This window comes from Bacillus sp. Root131 (assembly GCF_001429475.1).
In the GTDB taxonomy this organism is placed as follows: Bacteria; Bacillota; Bacilli; order Bacillales; family Bacillaceae_G; genus Bacillus_A; species Bacillus_A thuringiensis_S.
This window is the reverse complement of the sequence record NZ_LMJQ01000001.1, coordinates 2,700,190-2,718,701: the sequence shown is the minus strand read 5'-3', so window position 1 is coordinate 2,718,701 and position 18,512 is coordinate 2,700,190. Positions and strand designations below refer to the sequence as shown.

The window sequence follows — 18,512 nt, the reverse complement described above, 5'->3', positions numbered from 1 at the left end:
TTTTATTATAGATGTTCATAGGACGAGTGCTCATAATATCATTCGTAATATATAGAGTATAATTTTTCATTCTAATAATCAGAAAGTAATCAAAATGTAATTAATTTTAACTACGCTTTTTATATTTTTTTGATACACTGGCTACGAGGGGGATACCAATTAATGTGGGTAAAAACCAAAACCATATTGGCGGAAGTAAATTTATAATGGGAATATGGATGCCGACATTTACTAAAAGTGCGGTGACTGCACCTATATAAGAACCTAACATACCTCTAATGTGGTGATGGAGCCAATTTTTCCAACGTTTTTTTCGTGCGAGGTATCCATAAATTGCAAATGAATAAGAGAAGATTGCTACATAAAATAAATATGCGATTTTATCCCAGTTGATAATGGATAATATTATTGCCGTAAGGGTAATGACAACATAGGATGCATGATATATCTCGCCCCATTCAGTATGTTTTCCTTTCTTCTTTTGAGCAACCATCGCTACAATACCAGTGATTAAGCATATTGTTCCAAATAGTATGTGTATGGTTAAAAGAATGTTAAAAATGCTCATAATAATTCCTCCTTTTTTATTTTTATAGTATTGCAGTATAGGAGAAAAGTTGAAACATATTGTTTGTTGGCCTTAATATATTGAAATAAAGGTAATCCTAGAACAAATTTAAACGGACAAATTTTTCTTGATTTTAGTGAGCCACGTATTACGTGAAATGAAGGAGAGACTTCCATGTTTACATCTATTACATATTTACAATCAGGGAATGACAAACAACAAAAGGTATATGATGTTTTAAATAAACTAAACATAATGGAGGATTTAGCTTTGTATAGTCCCGTTCTTTGCGGGACAATCCCTATAAGAATTGATACTCTCCAATCTGACTTAGATATAGTAATGGAAGTACATAACTTTGATGTTTTTGAGCAGGAAATGAGGTCTTTATATGGTTCTTATAGAGGGTTCAATATAAAAAAGAAAAAAATGAAAGGTACTGAATCGATAAAGGTAAATTTTGAATTCGAAGGTTTTGAATTTGAATTATTTGCTCAGCCTAAGCCAGTGCGTAACCAAAATGCATATAGACATATGATAGTAGAGCACATGCTATTAATGCAGCATTCACATATAAGGGAAGAAATTCTTCGCTTAAAAGAGAACGGTATAAAAACAGAACCTGCTTTTGCTCAAGTATTAAACATTGAAGGAGATCCTTATGAAGGACTTATTGTGTTGGGGCAGGAAATGCGGTTGTGGTAAATAAGATACATAAAAACTCCTCTATAGAAAAAGAGGAGTTTTTATTATGCCATTAGCTTACGGATTAATTCACTCAGCAATTTAACCCCGTTAGTCATTTGTTCTGGAGAAGCATATCCATATGATAAACGAATGTACTGATCTGATTCTTCTTCATAAATACGTCCTGGATTTAAAAGAATTCCTTTTGATAGTGCCTCTGAAAATAGTTTTTTCATCGGAATGTTATGTACAACCTTTAGCCATATAAAAAATCCACCACTAGGAATATCCCACGATGCAACATCTGCACAATATTTATTTAAAGCCCGTATCATGATTTGTCTTCGTTCTTTTAGTTGAATTCTTACGTTTGCAACATGTTCTTCATAAAAACCTTTTTTTATCCATTCAGCAGCAACTCTTTGGGATAACGAACTCGATCCATAGTCTGTTTGCATTTTTATATCTGACAATCTTTCAATAACTGGTTCAGGTCCAATAATCCATCCAATTCTAAGTCCTGGGCTAAGTGTTTTAGATAGACTACCAACATATAATACATGTCCATGTTTATCTATTGATTTTAAAGGAGCTGGAGGGGGTTCATCAATCCATAACTCACGATAAATATCATCTTCAATAATAGGTAACTGTTCCTTTTCACATATCTTTATTATTTCTTTTCTTCGTTCTTGAGACATTAATATCCCAGTTGGGTTTTGAAAACTAGGAATAGAATATAAAATGTTTTTCTTTTGACTGTATTTAATGCGTTTTAATAATTCGTTAGGTAAAATACCGTGATGATCCATAGCTATACCAGATAAATTTATATTTGCTGATTGAAATACATGAAGTGAATATAAGTAAGAAGGTTGTTCAAGTAAAACAGTTGATTCTCTATGCAAAAGACCAATTGATATTAATTGCAATGCTTGTAATGCACCAGAGACGATTAATATAGAACCCGGTGATACATGTATTCCGAATGATTTTACGTATTTACTTATTGCCTCACGTAACGGTAAAAAACCTTTTTGTTCTTCGTATCCGAAATAATCTAATTCGTCACTTACGTTTTTCATAATGGACTGCATCGTTTTTAGCGGGAAAAGTTGAGGTGCAAGTTCACCTTTACTAAGATGGATAAGTGTTTTATTTGCTTCTGCTTCATTTATTTCTCGTACCATTAACTTGCTAGGTTTATGAATACCAACTTTTACATATTCACTCCAATCAGGCGGGGGATTCGTCGCTAATAATGACCATGTATTATTTGTTACAACTGTTCCTGCTCCGATTTTCCCTTGAATTAAGCCATCTGCCATAAGTTCATCGAGCGCAGTTATTACAGTACTTCGATTTACATGAAATAATTTTGCTAACTGCCTTTGACTAGGGATCTTACTTCCGATCGGCCATTCTCCGTTTTCGATTTTTTCTTTCATATAATCTACTATCTGCCGATATTTAGGCAGTTTTTTATTCGTTGTCATAAAAAAACTCCCTCGTTCAATTTAAAAATGCCAAGTGGTTGGTTTTTACGATAAATAACTGGTTGAAGACATTGTATCAACTATTAAATATGATGAAAAGAAATAATTGGTAATTTAAAAATGGTTGGTTTATTAGAAAGGGAGAGAAAACATGCATAATAAAAAATGGGATTTACGCATTATATATGCACACGCGTTTACGATTCTTATATGGGGAACTGCTTTTCCGGCAATTCGTATGGGGCTTGAATCTTATACACCTGAGCATCTTACTTTACTACGCTTATTAATCGCTTCATTTATACTTCTGTTGTTTTCTTTTATCTACAAGTTACGGCTACCGGATTTAAAGGATATCCCAGCAATTTTTATGTTCGGTGCTTTAGGATTCACTTTTTATCACATTGCATTAAACTACGGCGAAAAAACAGTAAATGCTGGTTCTGCAAGTTTAATTGTTTCGGTCACACCTATAGTAACGGCAATTCTTGCTTCTATATTTTTAAACGAAAAAATGAAATTAAATGGTTGGATCGGTGGTGTAATTAGTTTTATAGGAATTGCTCTCATATCATTTAGTCAAGGAGATAGTATTCAATTAAATAGTGGGGGATTATTTATATTATTTGCAGCAATTTCAGAAAGCCTATATTTTGTTTTCCAAACTTCTTACTTAAAAAAGTACGGCTTCTTACCATTTACCATATATACAATTTTATCTAGTACTGTATGTATGCTTATTTTCTTACCGGGAATGTATCAAGAAATACTAGCAGCTCCTCTTGAAGTGAATGTGAGTGTTTTATATTTAGGCTTATTTCCAACAGTACTCCCATATATCGCATTGGCCTATATCATATCTCATGCTGGTGCTGCTGAGGCAACAAGCATGAGATATTTAACCCCAGTAACTGCATGTTTTATTGCTTGGTTATGGTTAGGAGAAGTGCCAACTTTAGTTTCGATAATTGGCGGAGGGATTACTATACTTGGTATCGTGATTGCTCATATACCAGTATTAAGAAAAGAAAAACATAGGAATTTAGCAAATAATCAATCCGTATAATGTAATTCAATAATGATTTTATGATACTTTTTCATATAGTTTCTTTCTTATGTTGATAAATATAATATTTTGTATTTCAGTTAAATATTGTATGTTACATTTTATGTAGTAAGCATTTTAAAAGGAGATGACAACATAATGAATGGAAAAAGAAATATTTTCACATGTATTTCTATTATAGGAATCGGTCTAGCTAGTTTTTCTAGTTTTAGTTTCGCAGCAAATGTAACGGACAATTCAGTACAAAATTCTATTCCCGTAGTTAATCAACAAGTAGCTGCTGCAAAGGAAATGAAACCATTTCCCCAGCAAGTTAATTATGCAGGTGTTATAAAACCTACTCATGTTACACAGGAAAGTTTAAATGCTTCTGTAAGAAGTTACTACGATAATTGGAAAAAGAAATATTTGAAAAATGATTTATCTTCTTTACCTGGTGGTTATTACGTAAAAGGAGAGATTACGGGTGATGCGGATGGGTTTAAGCCACTTGGAACTTCAGAAGGTCAAGGGTATGGGATGATAATTACAGTATTAATGGCTGGTTATGATTCGAATGCTCAAAAAATCTATGACGGTTTATTTAAAACAGCAAGAACTTTTAAAAGTTCTCAAAATCCTGATTTAATGGGATGGGTTGTTGCAGATAGTAAAAAAGCACAAGGTCATTTTGATTCTGCTACTGATGGGGATTTAGATATTGCGTATTCTCTTCTTCTTGCTCATAAGCAGTGGGGATCTAATGGAACAGTTAATTATTTGAAAGAAGCACAAGACATGATTACAAAAGGTATTAAAGCTAGTAATGTTACAAATAATAACCGACTAAATTTAGGAGATTGGGATTCTAAAAGTTCACTTGATACGAGACCATCTGATTGGATGATTTCACACCTCAGAGCATTTTATGAATTTACAGGTGATAAAACTTGGCTTACTGTTATTAATAATTTGTACGATGTTTATACGCAATTTAGTAATAAGTACTCTCCAAATACAGGACTTATTTCAGATTTCGTTGTAAAAAACCCACCACAACCCGCACCTAAAGACTTCTTAGAGGAGTCAGAATATACAAATGCATATTATTACAATGCTAGTCGGGTACCATTGAGAATTGTAATGGACTATGCGATGTACGGCGAGAAAAGAAGTAAAGTCATTTCTGATAAAGTCTCTTCATGGATTCAAAATAAAACGAATGGAAATCCTTCTAAAATTGTGGATGGTTATCAATTAAATGGATCTAATATTGGTAGTTATTCAACTGCTGTATTTGTTTCACCGTTTATTGCTGCAAGTATAACGAGTAGCAATAATCAAAAGTGGGTAAATAGCGGTTGGGATTGGATGAAGAATAAGAGAGAAAGCTATTTTAGTGATAGTTATAATTTATTAACTATGTTATTTATTACAGGAAATTGGTGGAAACCTGTACCTGATGATAAAAAAATACAAAATCAAATAAATGATGCAATTTATGAAGGATACGATAATTAATTAAATTTGAGAATGGTTACTTAAGAAAGGAATTAGCATACGCTAGTTCCTTTTTAATATTTTGTAGAACATTATCCATTCTAAAATTCGCATAGATATACTTGCTTTTTTCATATACATAGTTATTGATGACTCTATGTTTTTATGAGGGGAGAGTATTTCTTGGAAAAAGTATTATTTTTCGGAGACCCAGGTATTGATGACTCATTTGCCATTATGTATGGTTTACTGCATCCCGAAATTGAAATTGTAGGTATTGTAACTGGATACGGAAATGTTGAGCATATACATGCTGCACATAATGCAGCGTATATTTTACAGTTAGCAAATAGACAAGACATTCCTGTCATTAGTGGTGCAACAAAACCACTTACAGAAGAAATTACTACGTACTACCCTGAAATTCACGGAGCAGAAGGATTAGGGCCCATCCATGTTCCAGAAAGCGTATTATCTATTCCAATATACAATTTTGGTAGTATCGCTGCGATTCTTGTAAAGTACGGAAAAGATTTAACGATTGTTGATGTAGGAAGATCTACCTCGTTAGCAATTGCTTTTAATTTATGGAATGATTTAATGCTAAATGTAAAAGCAATATATTTCATGGGTGGTGTTTTTTTAGAAGTAGGAAACGTTACGCCGTTAGCAGAGGCAAATGTGTATGGAGATCCGATAGCAAGTAAAATTGTTTTCCATCAAGCAAAGAATTTATTAATATTCCCTTTAAATGTAACAAACAAAGCTGTGTTAACACCAAATGTATTTAGCTATATTCAAGCTAATACAAAGAATCCATTTCATATGATAATGAAACCAATGTATGACTACTATTTATCTGCATACCAAAAACTTAATCCATCTATCGAAGGACCTTTGCTACATGATGTGGTTGCAATAAGTGGATTAGTAAATCCAAGTTTTTTTGAATTTGTGCATCGTACAGTAAATGTAGATACATACGGAGGTACGAAAGGACAAACATTTGCTGATTTCCGCCCTAGCTCTATACCTGAAGGGGCCCATATAGCATTAGAAATAGATGAACAAAAATTCATTCAAGATTTTATAAAAATCATGTTATAAGTTGTTGTCGAAAAAGGGAATTATTTCAATGCGTTGAATATAAAAATACATCCCTCTAGATAAAGGAGCGTACAATATTGAATGTCCAGTTAAAGGTTGTTACGAGAGAAAATTGGGAAGAAGCATTAAAGCTACAAGTTAAAGAAAATCAGTTGAAATTTGTTCCATCCGTAGCAGTTTCGCTTGCTAAAGTATATATAAAACCAGATGGTGACAATGTAGAGTACATACCATTCTCTATATACGTTGGTGACCTTATGGTTGGTTTTGTAATGCATGCAGTTGTAAGAGAGACATCAGATATGTATTGGATTAACGGATTTATTATTGATCAAAAGCAGCATTACAAGAAAGTATTAATATAATAAAAAATACTTTTAAATCGTGTAAAGAAATTAGATTAACCGTACATAAAGATAATATCTCTGCAAAGAAACTATATGAACGATACAGTTTCAAATCATTAGAACAGGAGTATGATGGCGAGCAAGTATATCGTTTATTTGTTTAACTATTAGGAAGTAAAGGCGTGAAATGAAATATGCAATTTACTGAAGTGAAAATTGAAGTGTTCATTCCTGAAGAATATATTGAAACATTAAGGGATGAATTAAATAAAATTGGAGCATGTAAAACGGGCGAATATGACCATTGTCTTTCCTATAGTTCAGTGAAAGGATATTGGAGACCGTTAGACGAGGCATCTCCTTTTAATGGAGAAATTGGTCGAATATGCGAAGGGCAAGAATGTAAAGTTGAAATAAAGTGTAAACGAGAACTTGTAAAAGATGCTCTTGAAGTTATTAATGATATTCATCCGTATGAAACACCTATGATTTATATTATACCAATACTAAATGACTATTTTGAGCAACTATACATTGAATAACTAGGAGGAATATCAATTGAAAAGTAAATTACATCATATTGTACGAGCAGTCATGATAAAAGATGAAAAATTATTAGTTGCTGAATATATTGGCCATCATTATTTTTTACCTGGTGGCCATGTTGAAATTGGAGAATCAGCAGAGAATGCATTAATAAGAGAGTTAAGAGAAGAACTTGGAGTAAACTGTAGTATACAACAATTTTTAGGAGTCATAGAAAATCAATGGCAAGATAAAGAAGTGCTTCATCATGAAATTAACCACATTTTTGAAGTAGAGTCACAAGATTTACATACGGACTTACCACCGAAATCTAGCGAGTCTCATTTAGCATTTCAATGGATAGATTGTAATAAAGAAGCCATAAATCATTATGAAATCATGCCAATGCCTTTAGTGAAGGAATTACTAGAAAGAAAGTTAAGTGATGAACTACTAAATTGTTGGATTAGTAATTTTTAAATCACTTTATTTATAGTAACTACGTCCATCGAATGAATATAAAGAAAATAGGCTGAAAAACAAGGTACATCACCTAGTGTAAGTTCATATTTTGTTGATGTACGCATTTAGTCTATAGTCTTGTTTCTACTTTGTTCACAAGAATTTATTAACTTTAATATTTGGGCGGAATTTATATTTATAAATGGAGGGGTTCTTAATGAATCAGTTTCAACATGAACTACAAACATTAAATCTTAATGATTATCAAACTGGTAATGTTGTGTATTGGGATCAACAACAAAGTCAATATCCATACTACTACATTCAAGACGATGCACGTCGTTGCGGAGGATGCGGAGGTTGTGGTGGACGCTGTGGCGGTTGTGGCGGCGGTAGATGTGGTGGCTGTGGTGGACGTTGCGTAGGTTGCGCTGGTTGTTTTGGTTGCTTTAATTGCTGGAACTGGTGGATTATTTAAATATAGTACATCATTAATATTTTATATGAAAGAAAGGTGTAAATACTGTTTATACTTTTCTTTCATGCTGTAATTTTGTATTAGTGTTAAGGGGGATTTATTTGTATACATACGAAAAGTTGATTTCTTGGGTAGAAAATATAAAAGAAAAAAATCAAAGTTCTGCTGCAGCACTTTGTATTATAAAAGATAATAAAATCGTGCTAGAGCATTATAGTGGTTATCACTCAAATACATCTACAAGCAAGAAAGTAACAGCACCTTCACAATTTAACGTTGCTTCTGCTAGAAAAAGTTATTTAGGATTAATAATAGCGTATGCGCTTTATGAGGGGAAAATAAACTCTATTGATGATGAAGCGATAAAATATTTTAAAGACTTTGATCCTGTATTGCTTGGTAAAACGACGATAAGACATTTAGTAACACATTCGCACGGATTAGAAGAAACGAATGACGGGACAATTTTTCGTGAATTTGAACCGGGACAATCATGGGCGTATAGAGATATTAATGTAAGAATGATGACACTTCTTATTTATCAGCTATATAACAAAAGTTTTCCTGAATTGTTAAAAGAGCGTGTTTTTAAACCTGCTAAATTTCAAGAAACAGGATGGAGAATACAGCAAGATGAAAATTTGGTTGAAATTATTAATAATCCAAATGAAGACCCGATAAGTGGAATTGGTACAGTAAATGATGGTACTGAAAAAAATCTATTTGTCTCAGCTAGAGAATTTGCGCAGTGGGGCAATCTTCATCTAAATCAAGGCATGATACATGATAAACAAATCGTTCCAAAAGAAGTTATAAAAATTGCTACGAGTTTGCAGAGTCCAACATTTATAAACAAAGAGCTACCACAAAATGGGGTGTTTTGGTTCATCCAAAATGAGCCTGCACAATTAAGCGAACTTGGTGAACGTATTCCAAAAGGGTCGTATCAAATATTAGGGATTACTGGACCGACTATTTTAGTAATACCTGAATATAATGTAGTTGTTGCAAAAATGTATAATAAAAGATATAACTACGGCGGTGATAATTACTTATATTATTTACGTGAATTTAGTAATTTAGTCGCTGATACATTTAGTAACCGTATTAGGGCATAATTACTCCTATAACAAAAAGGGGTGATTGAAAGTGAAAGATAAAGTGAACAAAAATAAAAAGCAAAATATAAAAGATGTAAATACAGAGCAAAATGCAATTTATAGCGATCCTAAAGATGCAGCTAATATGCAAACTGTACCGCAGCCGAAAGATTTTGATGAAATCGAATATTAATTTTTCATCCGACTATATGATGAATGAAAAATACGTCTTAAGTCTCATAACATTTAAGAAATTATTTGATAACATATATACATAAGCATTTGAAAATGTCTTATCTTAACAAAGCTTTCTTTAGAAATATCTGATATAACCTGCAAAAGGCACTTCTTTATGAAGTGTCTTTTTGTGTATATGAACTTAATTACCATTTTCCGTACAGTATCTTGTAATTTATGATGGATATACTAACTGTGAAAATTCATGTCAAGATAAAAGAAGGGGACAAGTTAGTATGAAACAAAGTTCTATAAATCCGTTACTAATTGTTCTAGGTACAATCATTGTTCAAATTGGCCTTGGAACAATTTATACATGGAGTTTATTTAATCAACCCCTTGTAAGTAAGTTTGGATGGAATCTTAATTCAGTAGCGATAACTTTCTCCATAACAAGTTTTTCTTTATCATTCTCAACTTTATTTGCAGCAAAGTTGCAGAAAAAATTAGGACTTCGAAAACTTATTGCTACTGCAGGAATTGTTTTAGGACTCGGCTTAATACTTAGTTCACAAGTTTCTTCTTTACCACTATTATATTTATTAGCTGGTGTCGTTGTTGGTTATGCGGATGGAACAGCTTATATTACATCACTATCTAATTTAATTAAATGGTTTCCAAATCGGAAAGGGCTTATTTCAGGTATATCTGTATCAGCGTATGGAATGGGCAGCTTAATCTTTAGATATATAAACGGAAATCTTATCGATAACCTTGGTGTATCACAAGCATTCTTATATTGGGGTATTATCGTGTTACTTTTAGTGTTAATCGGATCGTTCTTCTTACGTGAGGTAATTGTAAGTAATGCTGTAACTGAAACATTACACAATGACTATACTCCGCGTGAAATGATGCGAACGAAACAAGTATATCTCCTATTTTTTATGTTATTCACCTCGTGTATGGGTGGTTTGTATTTAATAAGTATGGTAAAAGATATCGGCGTACAACTCGTTGGACTTAGCGCAGCAACCGCTGCAAACGCCGTTGCTATGATTGCAATCTTTAATACAGTAGGTAGAATCATTCTTGGGACGTTATCAGATAAAATCGGCCGAATGAAAATTGTCTCTGCAACGTTTATTATTATAGGATTGTCAGTCTTTACTTTAAGTTTTATTCCGCTAAATTACGGAATCTATTTTGCTTGTGTAGCAAGTGTCGCCTTTTGCTTCGGTGGTAATATAACTATATTCCCAGCTATTGTCGGAGATTTCTTTGGATTAAAAAACCATAGTACAAATTACGGCATTGTCTACCAAGGTTTCGGATTTGGTGCGCTTGCAGGATCATTTATTGGAGCGATACTCGGGGGATTTCAACCAACTTTCATTATAATCGGTGTTTTAAGTGTTATTTCCTTCATTATTTCAATATTAATCCGTCCACCAACTGCAGAAAAGAAAAAGGAACTAAAACATTTACATCGGAAAGTTGCTTAATTTTAAAAAGAGTCCTCATGTTAGGGCTCTTTTTTATTCCATTAACTTTGCTTCTTTACTAACTCATTAAAGACAGGACAATATCATTATAAAATTGAATAGATAAGTAAAAAGGAGCGTGACACTTAAAATGAAAATAGTACAGCAGTGGGTACAAGAAGATAGTGATTACATAAGAGAGAAAGTAATTGAATATAATCAAAAATATCTCGCAGATGAAGAAAAAACACCTTCAGAAAAGGTTAGTTTCATAGTAAGAAATGAAAAAGAAGAAATCGTAGGTGGGGTAACAGCAATAATTTTTTGGCACCATGTACACGTTGACTTTCTATCGGTTTCTGAAGAATATAGGCATGAAGGTTACGGAAACAAGTTAATAAAGCTTATTGAAGAATTTGCAATTGAAAAAGGGTGTAGGTTAATTAATTTAAATACCTTTAGTTTCCAAGCTCCTGATTTTTATAAGAAACATGGATATAAAGTAATTGGAGTAAGTGAAGATCATCCGAAAGGACATAATCATTATTATTTAGAAAAACGGCTAAAAAGTATATAGAATTTGTTAACATTAGTATTTGGAATACAAATGTAATCAAGGCGAGGTTATTATTAATTTTAGTTTTAATTTAATCAATTTTCATGCTAAAACTTCAAGAACGTTCTTTGGATAATCTTCCTAAGATACGTTCTTTCTTTATATATCAGTGGCCCATTCTTATTAACTCCACCAATAGCGGTAAAGGCAAGACTTAACTAACTTATATATATTAAAAGGAGTTAATGGTAGAATGGATAGAAGACAGAAAATTCCTTTTATTAAAAATAGAGGAGGTACATATGAAAAAAGTTAATGTTACATACGCGATTTTGTACGATAAAACTAATGAAAAGATCTTAATGGTAAAAAACAAAGGGGAAAATGGTTCTTATTATACATTACCGGGTGGCGCAGTTAAATTAGGAGAAACCTTAGAAGAAGGAGTAATTCGGGAAGTAAAAGAAGAAACAGGGTTACATATAAACGTAAAAGGGATTTGTTCTATCAGCGAAGCCTTTTTCGAGGAAAGAGATCATCATGCAATTTTCTTTAATTTTCTAGGCGAAATAATCGGCGGGGAGACATATATATCAAGACCAAAAGAAATCGAAGAGATTACTTGGATGGAATTACATATAGCAGCACCGTATTTACGCATACCAGAACATTTACTAGATTTATTACAAAAGAAAGAAACAGTACCTTATTTTTTTAACGGAACAATCGTTCATCAATCTTCATAAAAATATTATCTCATGTAAGGCGGGGAAAACATGGAGTTCATCGTTAATCACAAACAATTTACTCAAGCACTTTCAGAAGTTAACAAAGCGATATCAACAAAATCTTTAATTCCTATATTATCTGGTATAAAAATAACTGCAGATCAATCTGGAATTACTTTAATTGCAAGTAACTCGAATATTTTTATTGAAAAATTCATTCCTGTTTCAATTGAAGACGAAAAAATTGCAACTATTTTAAAGGCAGGAACTATTGTTGTACCTGCAAAGTATTTCATTGAAATAATAAAGAAAATGCCAAGTGATATAGCAATAAAAAGTAAGAATGAGCAAATTATTAAGATACAATCAGAAGAAATCACATTAAGTTTAAATGGATTTCCTGCAGATGAGTTTCCGAATGTACCGCTTATAGACAATCATGCAGAAATCAAGGTAGAGACTGAGCAATTGATTGAAGTATTTAAACAAACAGTCTTTGCGGTAGCGAAAAATGAATCTAGACCTGTTCTTACTGGGGTGCATATAGAGTTATCTAATAATAAGTTTATTTGTGCTGCAACTGACTCACATAGACTAGCGATACGTGAAACGCGACTTTCCTCAGATGTAAAAGCAAATTGTATTGTACCAAGCGCAACCATTAGTGAACTTCTAAAATTAATGAACAGCAATTCGGAATTCGTATATATTTACCTTTCAGAGAGTCATATTATATTTACGCTTGGAACAACTACATTATATTCAAGACTAATTGAAGGGAAATATCCTAATATTTCTAACCTTATTCCAAATGACTTTAAAACGATTATTAACATAGATAGAAAAAAGATATTACAAGGTGTAGACCGATCAAGTTTATTAGCAAGTGAATGGGCCAATAACAATGTTAACTTAGAAATCATAAACGAATCTACAATTAAAATTTCTTCAAACGCTTCTCAAATTGGGCAAATATCCGAAACGCAACAAATAGATGCGATTCAAGGTGAAAAACAATTAAATATATCTTTCGATGGGCGTTTTATGGTTGATGCTTTAAGAGCAATAAAAGAAGAAACGATTACTTTAAGCTTTGGCGGTTCTATGAGACCGATATTGATTGAAGCAGGAGAGCAATCTGCAGCAATCCATCTTATATCTCCAGTAAGAGCTTATTAAAAACGGAGGAAGGAATCACATTATGTACAAGCACACTTTATGTTTTATAAAAAGAAATGAAGAGATACTTATGTTAAATAGAGAATATGATCCGGTAAAAGGATTATGGAATGGGGTAGGAGGAAAGATAGAAAAGGGAGAAACACCTTTAGAAAATGCGATTCGTGAAATAAAGGAAGAGACTAATATAAAAGTTACGTATGACCAAATTCAATTTAAAGGCATTATTAAATGGGAGGATTCTTCATATTCTGGCGGTATTTATGTTTATCTAGTAGAGTTACTTCATGAATTTACATATCACACTCCAAAAAAAGTCGCAGAAGGAATTTTAGATTGGAAAGAGGTTTCTTGGATTCTTAGTGACTATAATTACGGTGTAGGAGAGATGATACCTAAATTTTTAGTTGAAGTGCTCCACAATGAATTAATATTAGAGCATAATTTTATTTTATCTAATCATAAATTAATAGATTATAGGAATAAAGAATTAGCTAAGCAGGACAACTCTATAGATAATATAATTCCATTATAAAAAGTAAGAATCGTAATCTATCATACACAGCAAAATAATTATCACCTAAATATAAAAGCCATAGATTATTCGAAGAGTAGCTAAGGAGAAAATTTATATGAGGATGAGTGTGATGAAGAAAATAATTATTTTACTCATAGGTATCGTTTTAATTACTATTGCTTTTTATCAATACAACAAAAAAGAAGGTTTAGCTAAAAATGATAAGGTGTATGTAGAAGACTTTAAAGGTAAAAATGATTCAAACAAAATACAATCTGCTATTAATAAAGCAGAATCTAGTAAAATTAAAACAGTATTGCTTGATGATAAGAAGTATAAAATTACGTCACCAATCGTAGTGAAACAGGGTGTAAAGTTATTATTTGGTTATGGAACACAATTTGTTGTTGAAGGTAATTTTAGAGTTCTAGAATTAGAAAAAAACGCTTCTATTGAAGGAGCTTATATAGCTATAGATGATCCTAAATTTAATTCTGAAGTTATATATTTAGACGGAAAAAATAAGTATTATAACACTTGGCACAAAACACAAATAAAAGATATAAATATTATCAATTGGACAGAAACGAATAAAGGTACCGGCATTTCTTTGTATTCTGGTGGGAAGGAAAATGAAATTTCATTTATTAATTTTGAAAATATAAAAGTTGTAGGCATGGAAACTGGGGTGAAATTAGTAGCAAAGAAACCACAATCTGGACATGCATGGATAAATGCCAACCGTTTTATGAACTTCTCTCTCGAAGATTGTGTAAATATGATTTTTATGGATAGTAATGTAACAACGCCAAATGAAATTAGTGGTAACCTATTTACAAACCTTCAAATACAACCTACAAATAAAACGAAAAGTATTGTAAAGGTAAGTGGACAGCATAACGAGTTCCATGGAATGGTGTGGGATTTACAGAAAATCAATCACGAAAACGAACTCATTGAACTAACTGATAAAAGTATGAATACAGTGATTGAAATGTCCAGTGTACCAGCAAATAGAATTTTAGATAGCGGGAAATCAAATATAGTGAAATAAGTTTAAATACAGAAAAAGAGCGAATTCCTTATAAGAGAGTTCGCTCTTTTTCTATTTATAATTAAATTTCTCTCCACCAAGCTGTTGAAGGATAGTTTGTAGATTTTAACGTAATAGATTCGCCAATTTGGGGCGTTGTAATTTTAACTTCTAAACGGTTAGCTTCTTTCGTAACACGCTCTATCGGATCACTCCATTCGTGTAATGCTAATGTAAAAGCACCCCAATGAATCGGAAGAAGTAATTCTCCTTGTACATCAATATGAGCTTGTACAGTTTCTTCAGGCAACATATGAATCGCAGACCACCTCGGATCATATTGTCCGCATTCCATCAATGTAAGATCGAATGGACCATATTTATCACCAATTTCCTTAAAGTGAGGGGCATAACCGCTATCGCCACTAAAGAAAATTTTAGTCTCTTGACCAAGGATAAGCCATGAACACCATAATGAACAATCTCTATCTGTCATACTTCGTCCAGAGAAATGCCTTGCAGGCGCACATACTAACTTAATATTATCAAACGTAATTTCGTCCCACCAATTATGCTCACTAATTTTACTAGGCGAAACACCCCATTTAATAAGATATTGTGCAACTCCAGTTGGAACATAAAAGTGCTTTGCGCGATCTTTTAACTGCATAATACTTTTGTAATTCAAATGATCATAGTGATTATGAGAAATGATAATCGCATCAATTTCTTGAAGGTCATCACGTTCTAAAGAAAAAACACCACTATAGCGTTTACTATTAAACAAAGGAAATGGGGAAGAGGCATCTCCAAACATAGGGTCTAATAACAGTTTTTTACCTTCTATTTTCAAAAGAGAAGCAGAATGGCCAAACCATGTAACACTCTCTAACGGTTCATTATCTTTATTTGATAAAACGATAGGCAAACCTTTTATAGGACGCAGCTTTGATTTTATTTTAAAGTAATCCGTCATTAAACTTATAATATCTTTCGGTTTAAAACTCATATCAGTATGAATTTGATTTGTATATTTCTTATTCATTCGTTCTCCTTTTTACGATTAACAATTTACGTATGTTGTTATTGTAGCTATTTGTAGTTTAAACTATATTATTTTACCTTTCATCTAAAATGCCTTGTATTTCATAAATCCGTCAAATTCATTATTTGTATCTATAAAGTACAAATCGCACAGCAGCAGCTAAGACAAATATTAAGTACATGTAAATTGTTTTTATTTAGTAAATTCCTTCTTATACGCAACAAAGAACATATGTTTCTTTGTATGTTATAGAAGAAAATATGTCTCTAATAAAAGAAAGGAAGGAGAGGATATAAGTGCACATAGAGCGAAAAAAGAAATCAAAATGTAAACTATCAAAATCTGAAATCATGCATTTGTATACTGAAGGGAAGAGCACCTCAGAAATCGCTGTGCTTGCTAATGTGTCTGCAAGGTATATTCGTATGGTTTTATCAGACAATAACGTACCAAGGCGCGCTATAGGGAGTTGGAAGAGAAAGTATGACATAACAGAAGATTACTTTAAAACGTGGTCAAACAATATGGCTTATATTTTAGGGTTTATAGCAGCAGATGGTGTTATACAGAAAGAAAATCAATGTGTCAGTATATCTCAAAAAGAAAGTTATATTTTAGAAAATATAAAAAAAGAACTAAAAACAAACCAGCCACTTTATCAAAACAAAAAAACAAGCGTATACATGCTAAATATTAATAGCAAAACAATAAAAGACGACCTTATGAACATACACGGAATTATGCCATGTAAATCATTTAACATCGAATTTCCTTTTGTACCAGAAGAATATTTGCATCATTTTGTTCGTGGGTATTTTGATGGGGATGGTTACGTCAAGTATGAAACTTATACAGTTAATTTCGTAGGTGGATCATATAACTTTATGAATTCTTTACATCAAATTCTTCAAAATCGCAATTTACGAGCCGATTTACTAAATCAAAACAAACATTATCGCGTTATTTTATCTGGAAGAAAATCAATACAACTATTTTCAAATTGGATTTATAAAGACAAAGATATTTATTTGCATAGAAAATATGAAGTGTTTCAGAGAGAAAGTCTGAGTTTAGATCAATTACAAGATCGAAAATTAAAACAAACTCAAACTGCCGTTAAACAAAGAAAACAAAATTTCCTTGAAGAATATATGAAAAATAAATGTAATGCTACAACTTGTTCAAATTTAGAAATAAGTGAATCGGCTTTCAAACGTTGGCTAAAAAATGATAATCAATTTAAAAGAGATTATGAAAAGATTAATTTAACAATGTCCACTAGGGATAACTAAATATAAAATCCTAAAAAACCTTAGAATAGGTATGAAGATAGCTATTCTAAGGTTTTTTATTTTTAAATCATAAAGGATTCTTAATTTTATTGATTGAATATAGTAAATACATAGATTTTACAATTTTCTTGATAAAAAAGGAGAGAGACACCTTGCAAAAGAAATTTATCAATCCAGAAACGATGCCACCAACTTTTGGATATTCACATGTAGTGGAAGTTAGTAACGCTAAACGAACAATTTACATATCTGGACAAGTAGCGATTAACACTGATGGTCAAATAGTTGGCATTGGTGATTTAGCTACACAAACGCGACAAGTTTTCGAAAATATTAAAAGTGCATTAGAAACTTCGGAATTAAGATTTAATGATGTAGTAAAATTAACATTTTTCCTAACAGATATTTCTCAAATGGCCATGGTTAGAGATATACGAGATCAATACGTTGATACTAAGAATCCACCAGCAAGTTCAGCTGTCGAAGTTAGAAAGTTAATTAACGATAACTTATTAATTGAAATTGAAGCAATTGCTATAGCAAACTAATTTTAAGAACTTATCCGTAATCATATCAATGCAATTCGTTTAATGCGTTCAGTTAAAACGAATTGCATTTTTTATTGTCTTAAATATAATTTATATCTGGAGACATTTTCATCAACAACTTATAAAACAAACAACTAAACAATCCATCACACAGAATGATTAAAAAGAACGAGGGGAGGCTAATCACAAAAGCTTACTTATTTATAATAAGTTTATAATTTGAAGTTAGTTAACATAATATATATTATAGGTAGTTATAGAGACAAAGCGATTACAGGTATCAAAAACCAAGTAAACTATACTTAATGAGACGGAACGGAGATTTTTAGTGAGATTCATATGAAATCTTATCTAAACAAATTTCTTCGGTTTTTATCGTTTTTATTTGTTATAAATTCATCACAGCAAATCTTACTCAATAATCGCTTAAGATTTAACGAATCCAAATCATTTTTGATCGGCAAGAAATTTTTATACAGAAAAATTATTTCTATACAAAATATAAATTAGTAATTTTATTTTATGTTTTACTTAATGAACTTATTGCTATTTGCACACGTTTTACAACTTTACATTATTTGTTGTTATTTCTGTTATTTAGGCTTGCCTTTCATTACACTCATTGTTTTTTATTCTAG

The 18,512-nt window shown here is 31.8% G+C and carries 20 protein-coding genes and 1 pseudogene; 18 read left to right on the top strand and 3 right to left on the bottom strand.

Translation table 11 applies throughout. The features are described 5' to 3' along the window. Positions 1–106 precede the first annotated feature (106 nt). Positions 107–568 carry a DUF2306 domain-containing protein gene (locus ASE54_RS13690; RefSeq protein WP_000021744.1) on the bottom strand — a complete coding sequence of 154 codons (462 nt, stop codon included), beginning with the start codon at positions 566–568 and terminating at the stop codon, positions 107–109. Positions 569–742: 174 nt separating this feature from the next. Between ASE54_RS13690 and ASE54_RS13685 the strand changes: the two genes are divergently transcribed. Beyond that, positions 743–1,273: a DUF4269 domain-containing protein gene (locus tag ASE54_RS13685; RefSeq protein ID WP_000495185.1), complete on the top strand. Its 531-nt coding sequence runs from the start codon at positions 743–745 to the stop codon at positions 1,271–1,273. 44 nt (positions 1,274–1,317) lie between these two features. Here ASE54_RS13685 and ASE54_RS13680 read toward each other — a convergent pair whose 3' ends face one another. Beyond that, on the bottom strand, positions 1,318–2,751 hold the full coding sequence (locus ASE54_RS13680; RefSeq protein ID WP_000210498.1) for a PLP-dependent aminotransferase family protein: 1,434 nt from the start codon (positions 2,749–2,751) through the stop codon (positions 1,318–1,320). 151 nt (positions 2,752–2,902) lie between these two features. Here ASE54_RS13680 and ASE54_RS13675 point away from each other — a divergent pair, with 151 nt between their 5' ends. The 15 genes and pseudogenes from ASE54_RS13675 (at position 2,903) to ASE54_RS13605 (ending at position 15,010) form a co-directional block, all read left to right on the top strand. Next, positions 2,903–3,817, top strand: coding sequence for a DMT family transporter (locus tag ASE54_RS13675; RefSeq protein WP_000551633.1), 915 nt, complete (start codon positions 2,903–2,905; stop codon positions 3,815–3,817). Between the two features lie 138 nt (positions 3,818–3,955). Then, positions 3,956–5,317, top strand: coding sequence for a glycosyl hydrolase family 8 (locus ASE54_RS13670; RefSeq protein ID WP_001013607.1), 1,362 nt, complete (start codon positions 3,956–3,958; stop codon positions 5,315–5,317). A gap of 162 nt (positions 5,318–5,479) precedes the next feature. Beyond that, positions 5,480–6,403: a nucleoside hydrolase gene (locus ASE54_RS13665; protein WP_014895267.1), complete on the top strand. Its 924-nt coding sequence runs from the start codon at positions 5,480–5,482 to the stop codon at positions 6,401–6,403. 77 nt (positions 6,404–6,480) lie between these two features. Then, positions 6,481–6,914: pseudogene (locus tag ASE54_RS13660) on the top strand (GNAT family N-acetyltransferase). 30 nt (positions 6,915–6,944) lie between these two features. After that, complete coding sequence (gene cutA, locus ASE54_RS13655) at positions 6,945–7,292, top strand: divalent cation tolerance protein CutA (RefSeq protein WP_001160789.1); 348 nt, start codon at positions 6,945–6,947, stop codon at positions 7,290–7,292. 16 nt (positions 7,293–7,308) lie between these two features. Then, entirely contained in the window at positions 7,309–7,755 is a 447-nt protein-coding gene (locus ASE54_RS13650; RefSeq protein WP_000837500.1) for an NUDIX domain-containing protein, read from the top strand. A 199-nt stretch (positions 7,756–7,954) separates the two neighbouring features. Continuing rightward, positions 7,955–8,215, top strand: coding sequence for a heterocycloanthracin/sonorensin family bacteriocin (locus ASE54_RS13645; RefSeq protein ID WP_001071342.1), 261 nt, complete (start codon positions 7,955–7,957; stop codon positions 8,213–8,215). Positions 8,216–8,316: 101 nt separating this feature from the next. Further along, on the top strand, positions 8,317–9,333 hold the full coding sequence (locus ASE54_RS13640) for a serine hydrolase domain-containing protein (protein WP_000288925.1): 1,017 nt from the start codon (positions 8,317–8,319) through the stop codon (positions 9,331–9,333). A gap of 31 nt (positions 9,334–9,364) precedes the next feature. Beyond that, complete coding sequence (locus tag ASE54_RS36335) at positions 9,365–9,508, top strand: hypothetical protein (RefSeq protein ID WP_000653680.1); 144 nt, start codon at positions 9,365–9,367, stop codon at positions 9,506–9,508. 280 nt (positions 9,509–9,788) lie between these two features. Further along, complete coding sequence (locus tag ASE54_RS13630) at positions 9,789–10,997, top strand: OFA family MFS transporter (RefSeq protein ID WP_000814380.1); 1,209 nt, start codon at positions 9,789–9,791, stop codon at positions 10,995–10,997. Positions 10,998–11,127: 130 nt separating this feature from the next. After that, positions 11,128–11,553 (top strand): GNAT family N-acetyltransferase, encoded by a 426-nt coding sequence (locus ASE54_RS13625; protein ID WP_000706898.1) that lies wholly within the window; start codon positions 11,128–11,130, stop codon positions 11,551–11,553. Positions 11,554–11,834: 281 nt separating this feature from the next. Continuing rightward, the gene (locus tag ASE54_RS13620; RefSeq protein WP_000757612.1) at positions 11,835–12,278 is read left to right on the top strand and encodes an NUDIX hydrolase; all 444 of its coding nucleotides are present in this window, start codon (positions 11,835–11,837) and stop codon (positions 12,276–12,278) included. Between the two features lie 30 nt (positions 12,279–12,308). Continuing rightward, positions 12,309–13,439 carry a DNA polymerase III subunit beta gene (dnaN, locus tag ASE54_RS13615; RefSeq protein WP_000394477.1) on the top strand — a complete coding sequence of 377 codons (1,131 nt, stop codon included), beginning with the start codon at positions 12,309–12,311 and terminating at the stop codon, positions 13,437–13,439. 22 nt (positions 13,440–13,461) lie between these two features. Next, positions 13,462–13,974 carry an 8-oxo-dGTP diphosphatase gene (locus ASE54_RS13610; RefSeq protein ID WP_014895268.1) on the top strand — a complete coding sequence of 171 codons (513 nt, stop codon included), beginning with the start codon at positions 13,462–13,464 and terminating at the stop codon, positions 13,972–13,974. Positions 13,975–14,071: 97 nt separating this feature from the next. After that, positions 14,072–15,010, top strand: coding sequence for a hypothetical protein (locus ASE54_RS13605; RefSeq protein WP_001242971.1), 939 nt, complete (start codon positions 14,072–14,074; stop codon positions 15,008–15,010). 61 nt (positions 15,011–15,071) lie between these two features. Here the strand turns inward: ASE54_RS13605 and ASE54_RS13600 are convergent, their stop codons facing one another. Beyond that, a complete protein-coding gene (locus ASE54_RS13600; RefSeq protein WP_001037075.1) occupies positions 15,072–16,034 on the bottom strand; it encodes an MBL fold metallo-hydrolase in 963 nt (320 codons plus the stop codon). Positions 16,035–16,330: 296 nt separating this feature from the next. Between ASE54_RS13600 and ASE54_RS13595 the strand changes: the two genes are divergently transcribed. Together ASE54_RS13595 and ASE54_RS13590 are read left to right on the top strand one after the other, a co-directional pair. Beyond that, on the top strand, positions 16,331–17,326 hold the full coding sequence (locus ASE54_RS13595) for an LAGLIDADG family homing endonuclease (RefSeq protein WP_000546834.1): 996 nt from the start codon (positions 16,331–16,333) through the stop codon (positions 17,324–17,326). 152 nt (positions 17,327–17,478) lie between these two features. Next, a complete protein-coding gene (locus tag ASE54_RS13590; RefSeq protein ID WP_001169706.1) occupies positions 17,479–17,874 on the top strand; it encodes a RidA family protein in 396 nt (131 codons plus the stop codon). Positions 17,875–18,512: the final 638 nt, after the last annotated feature.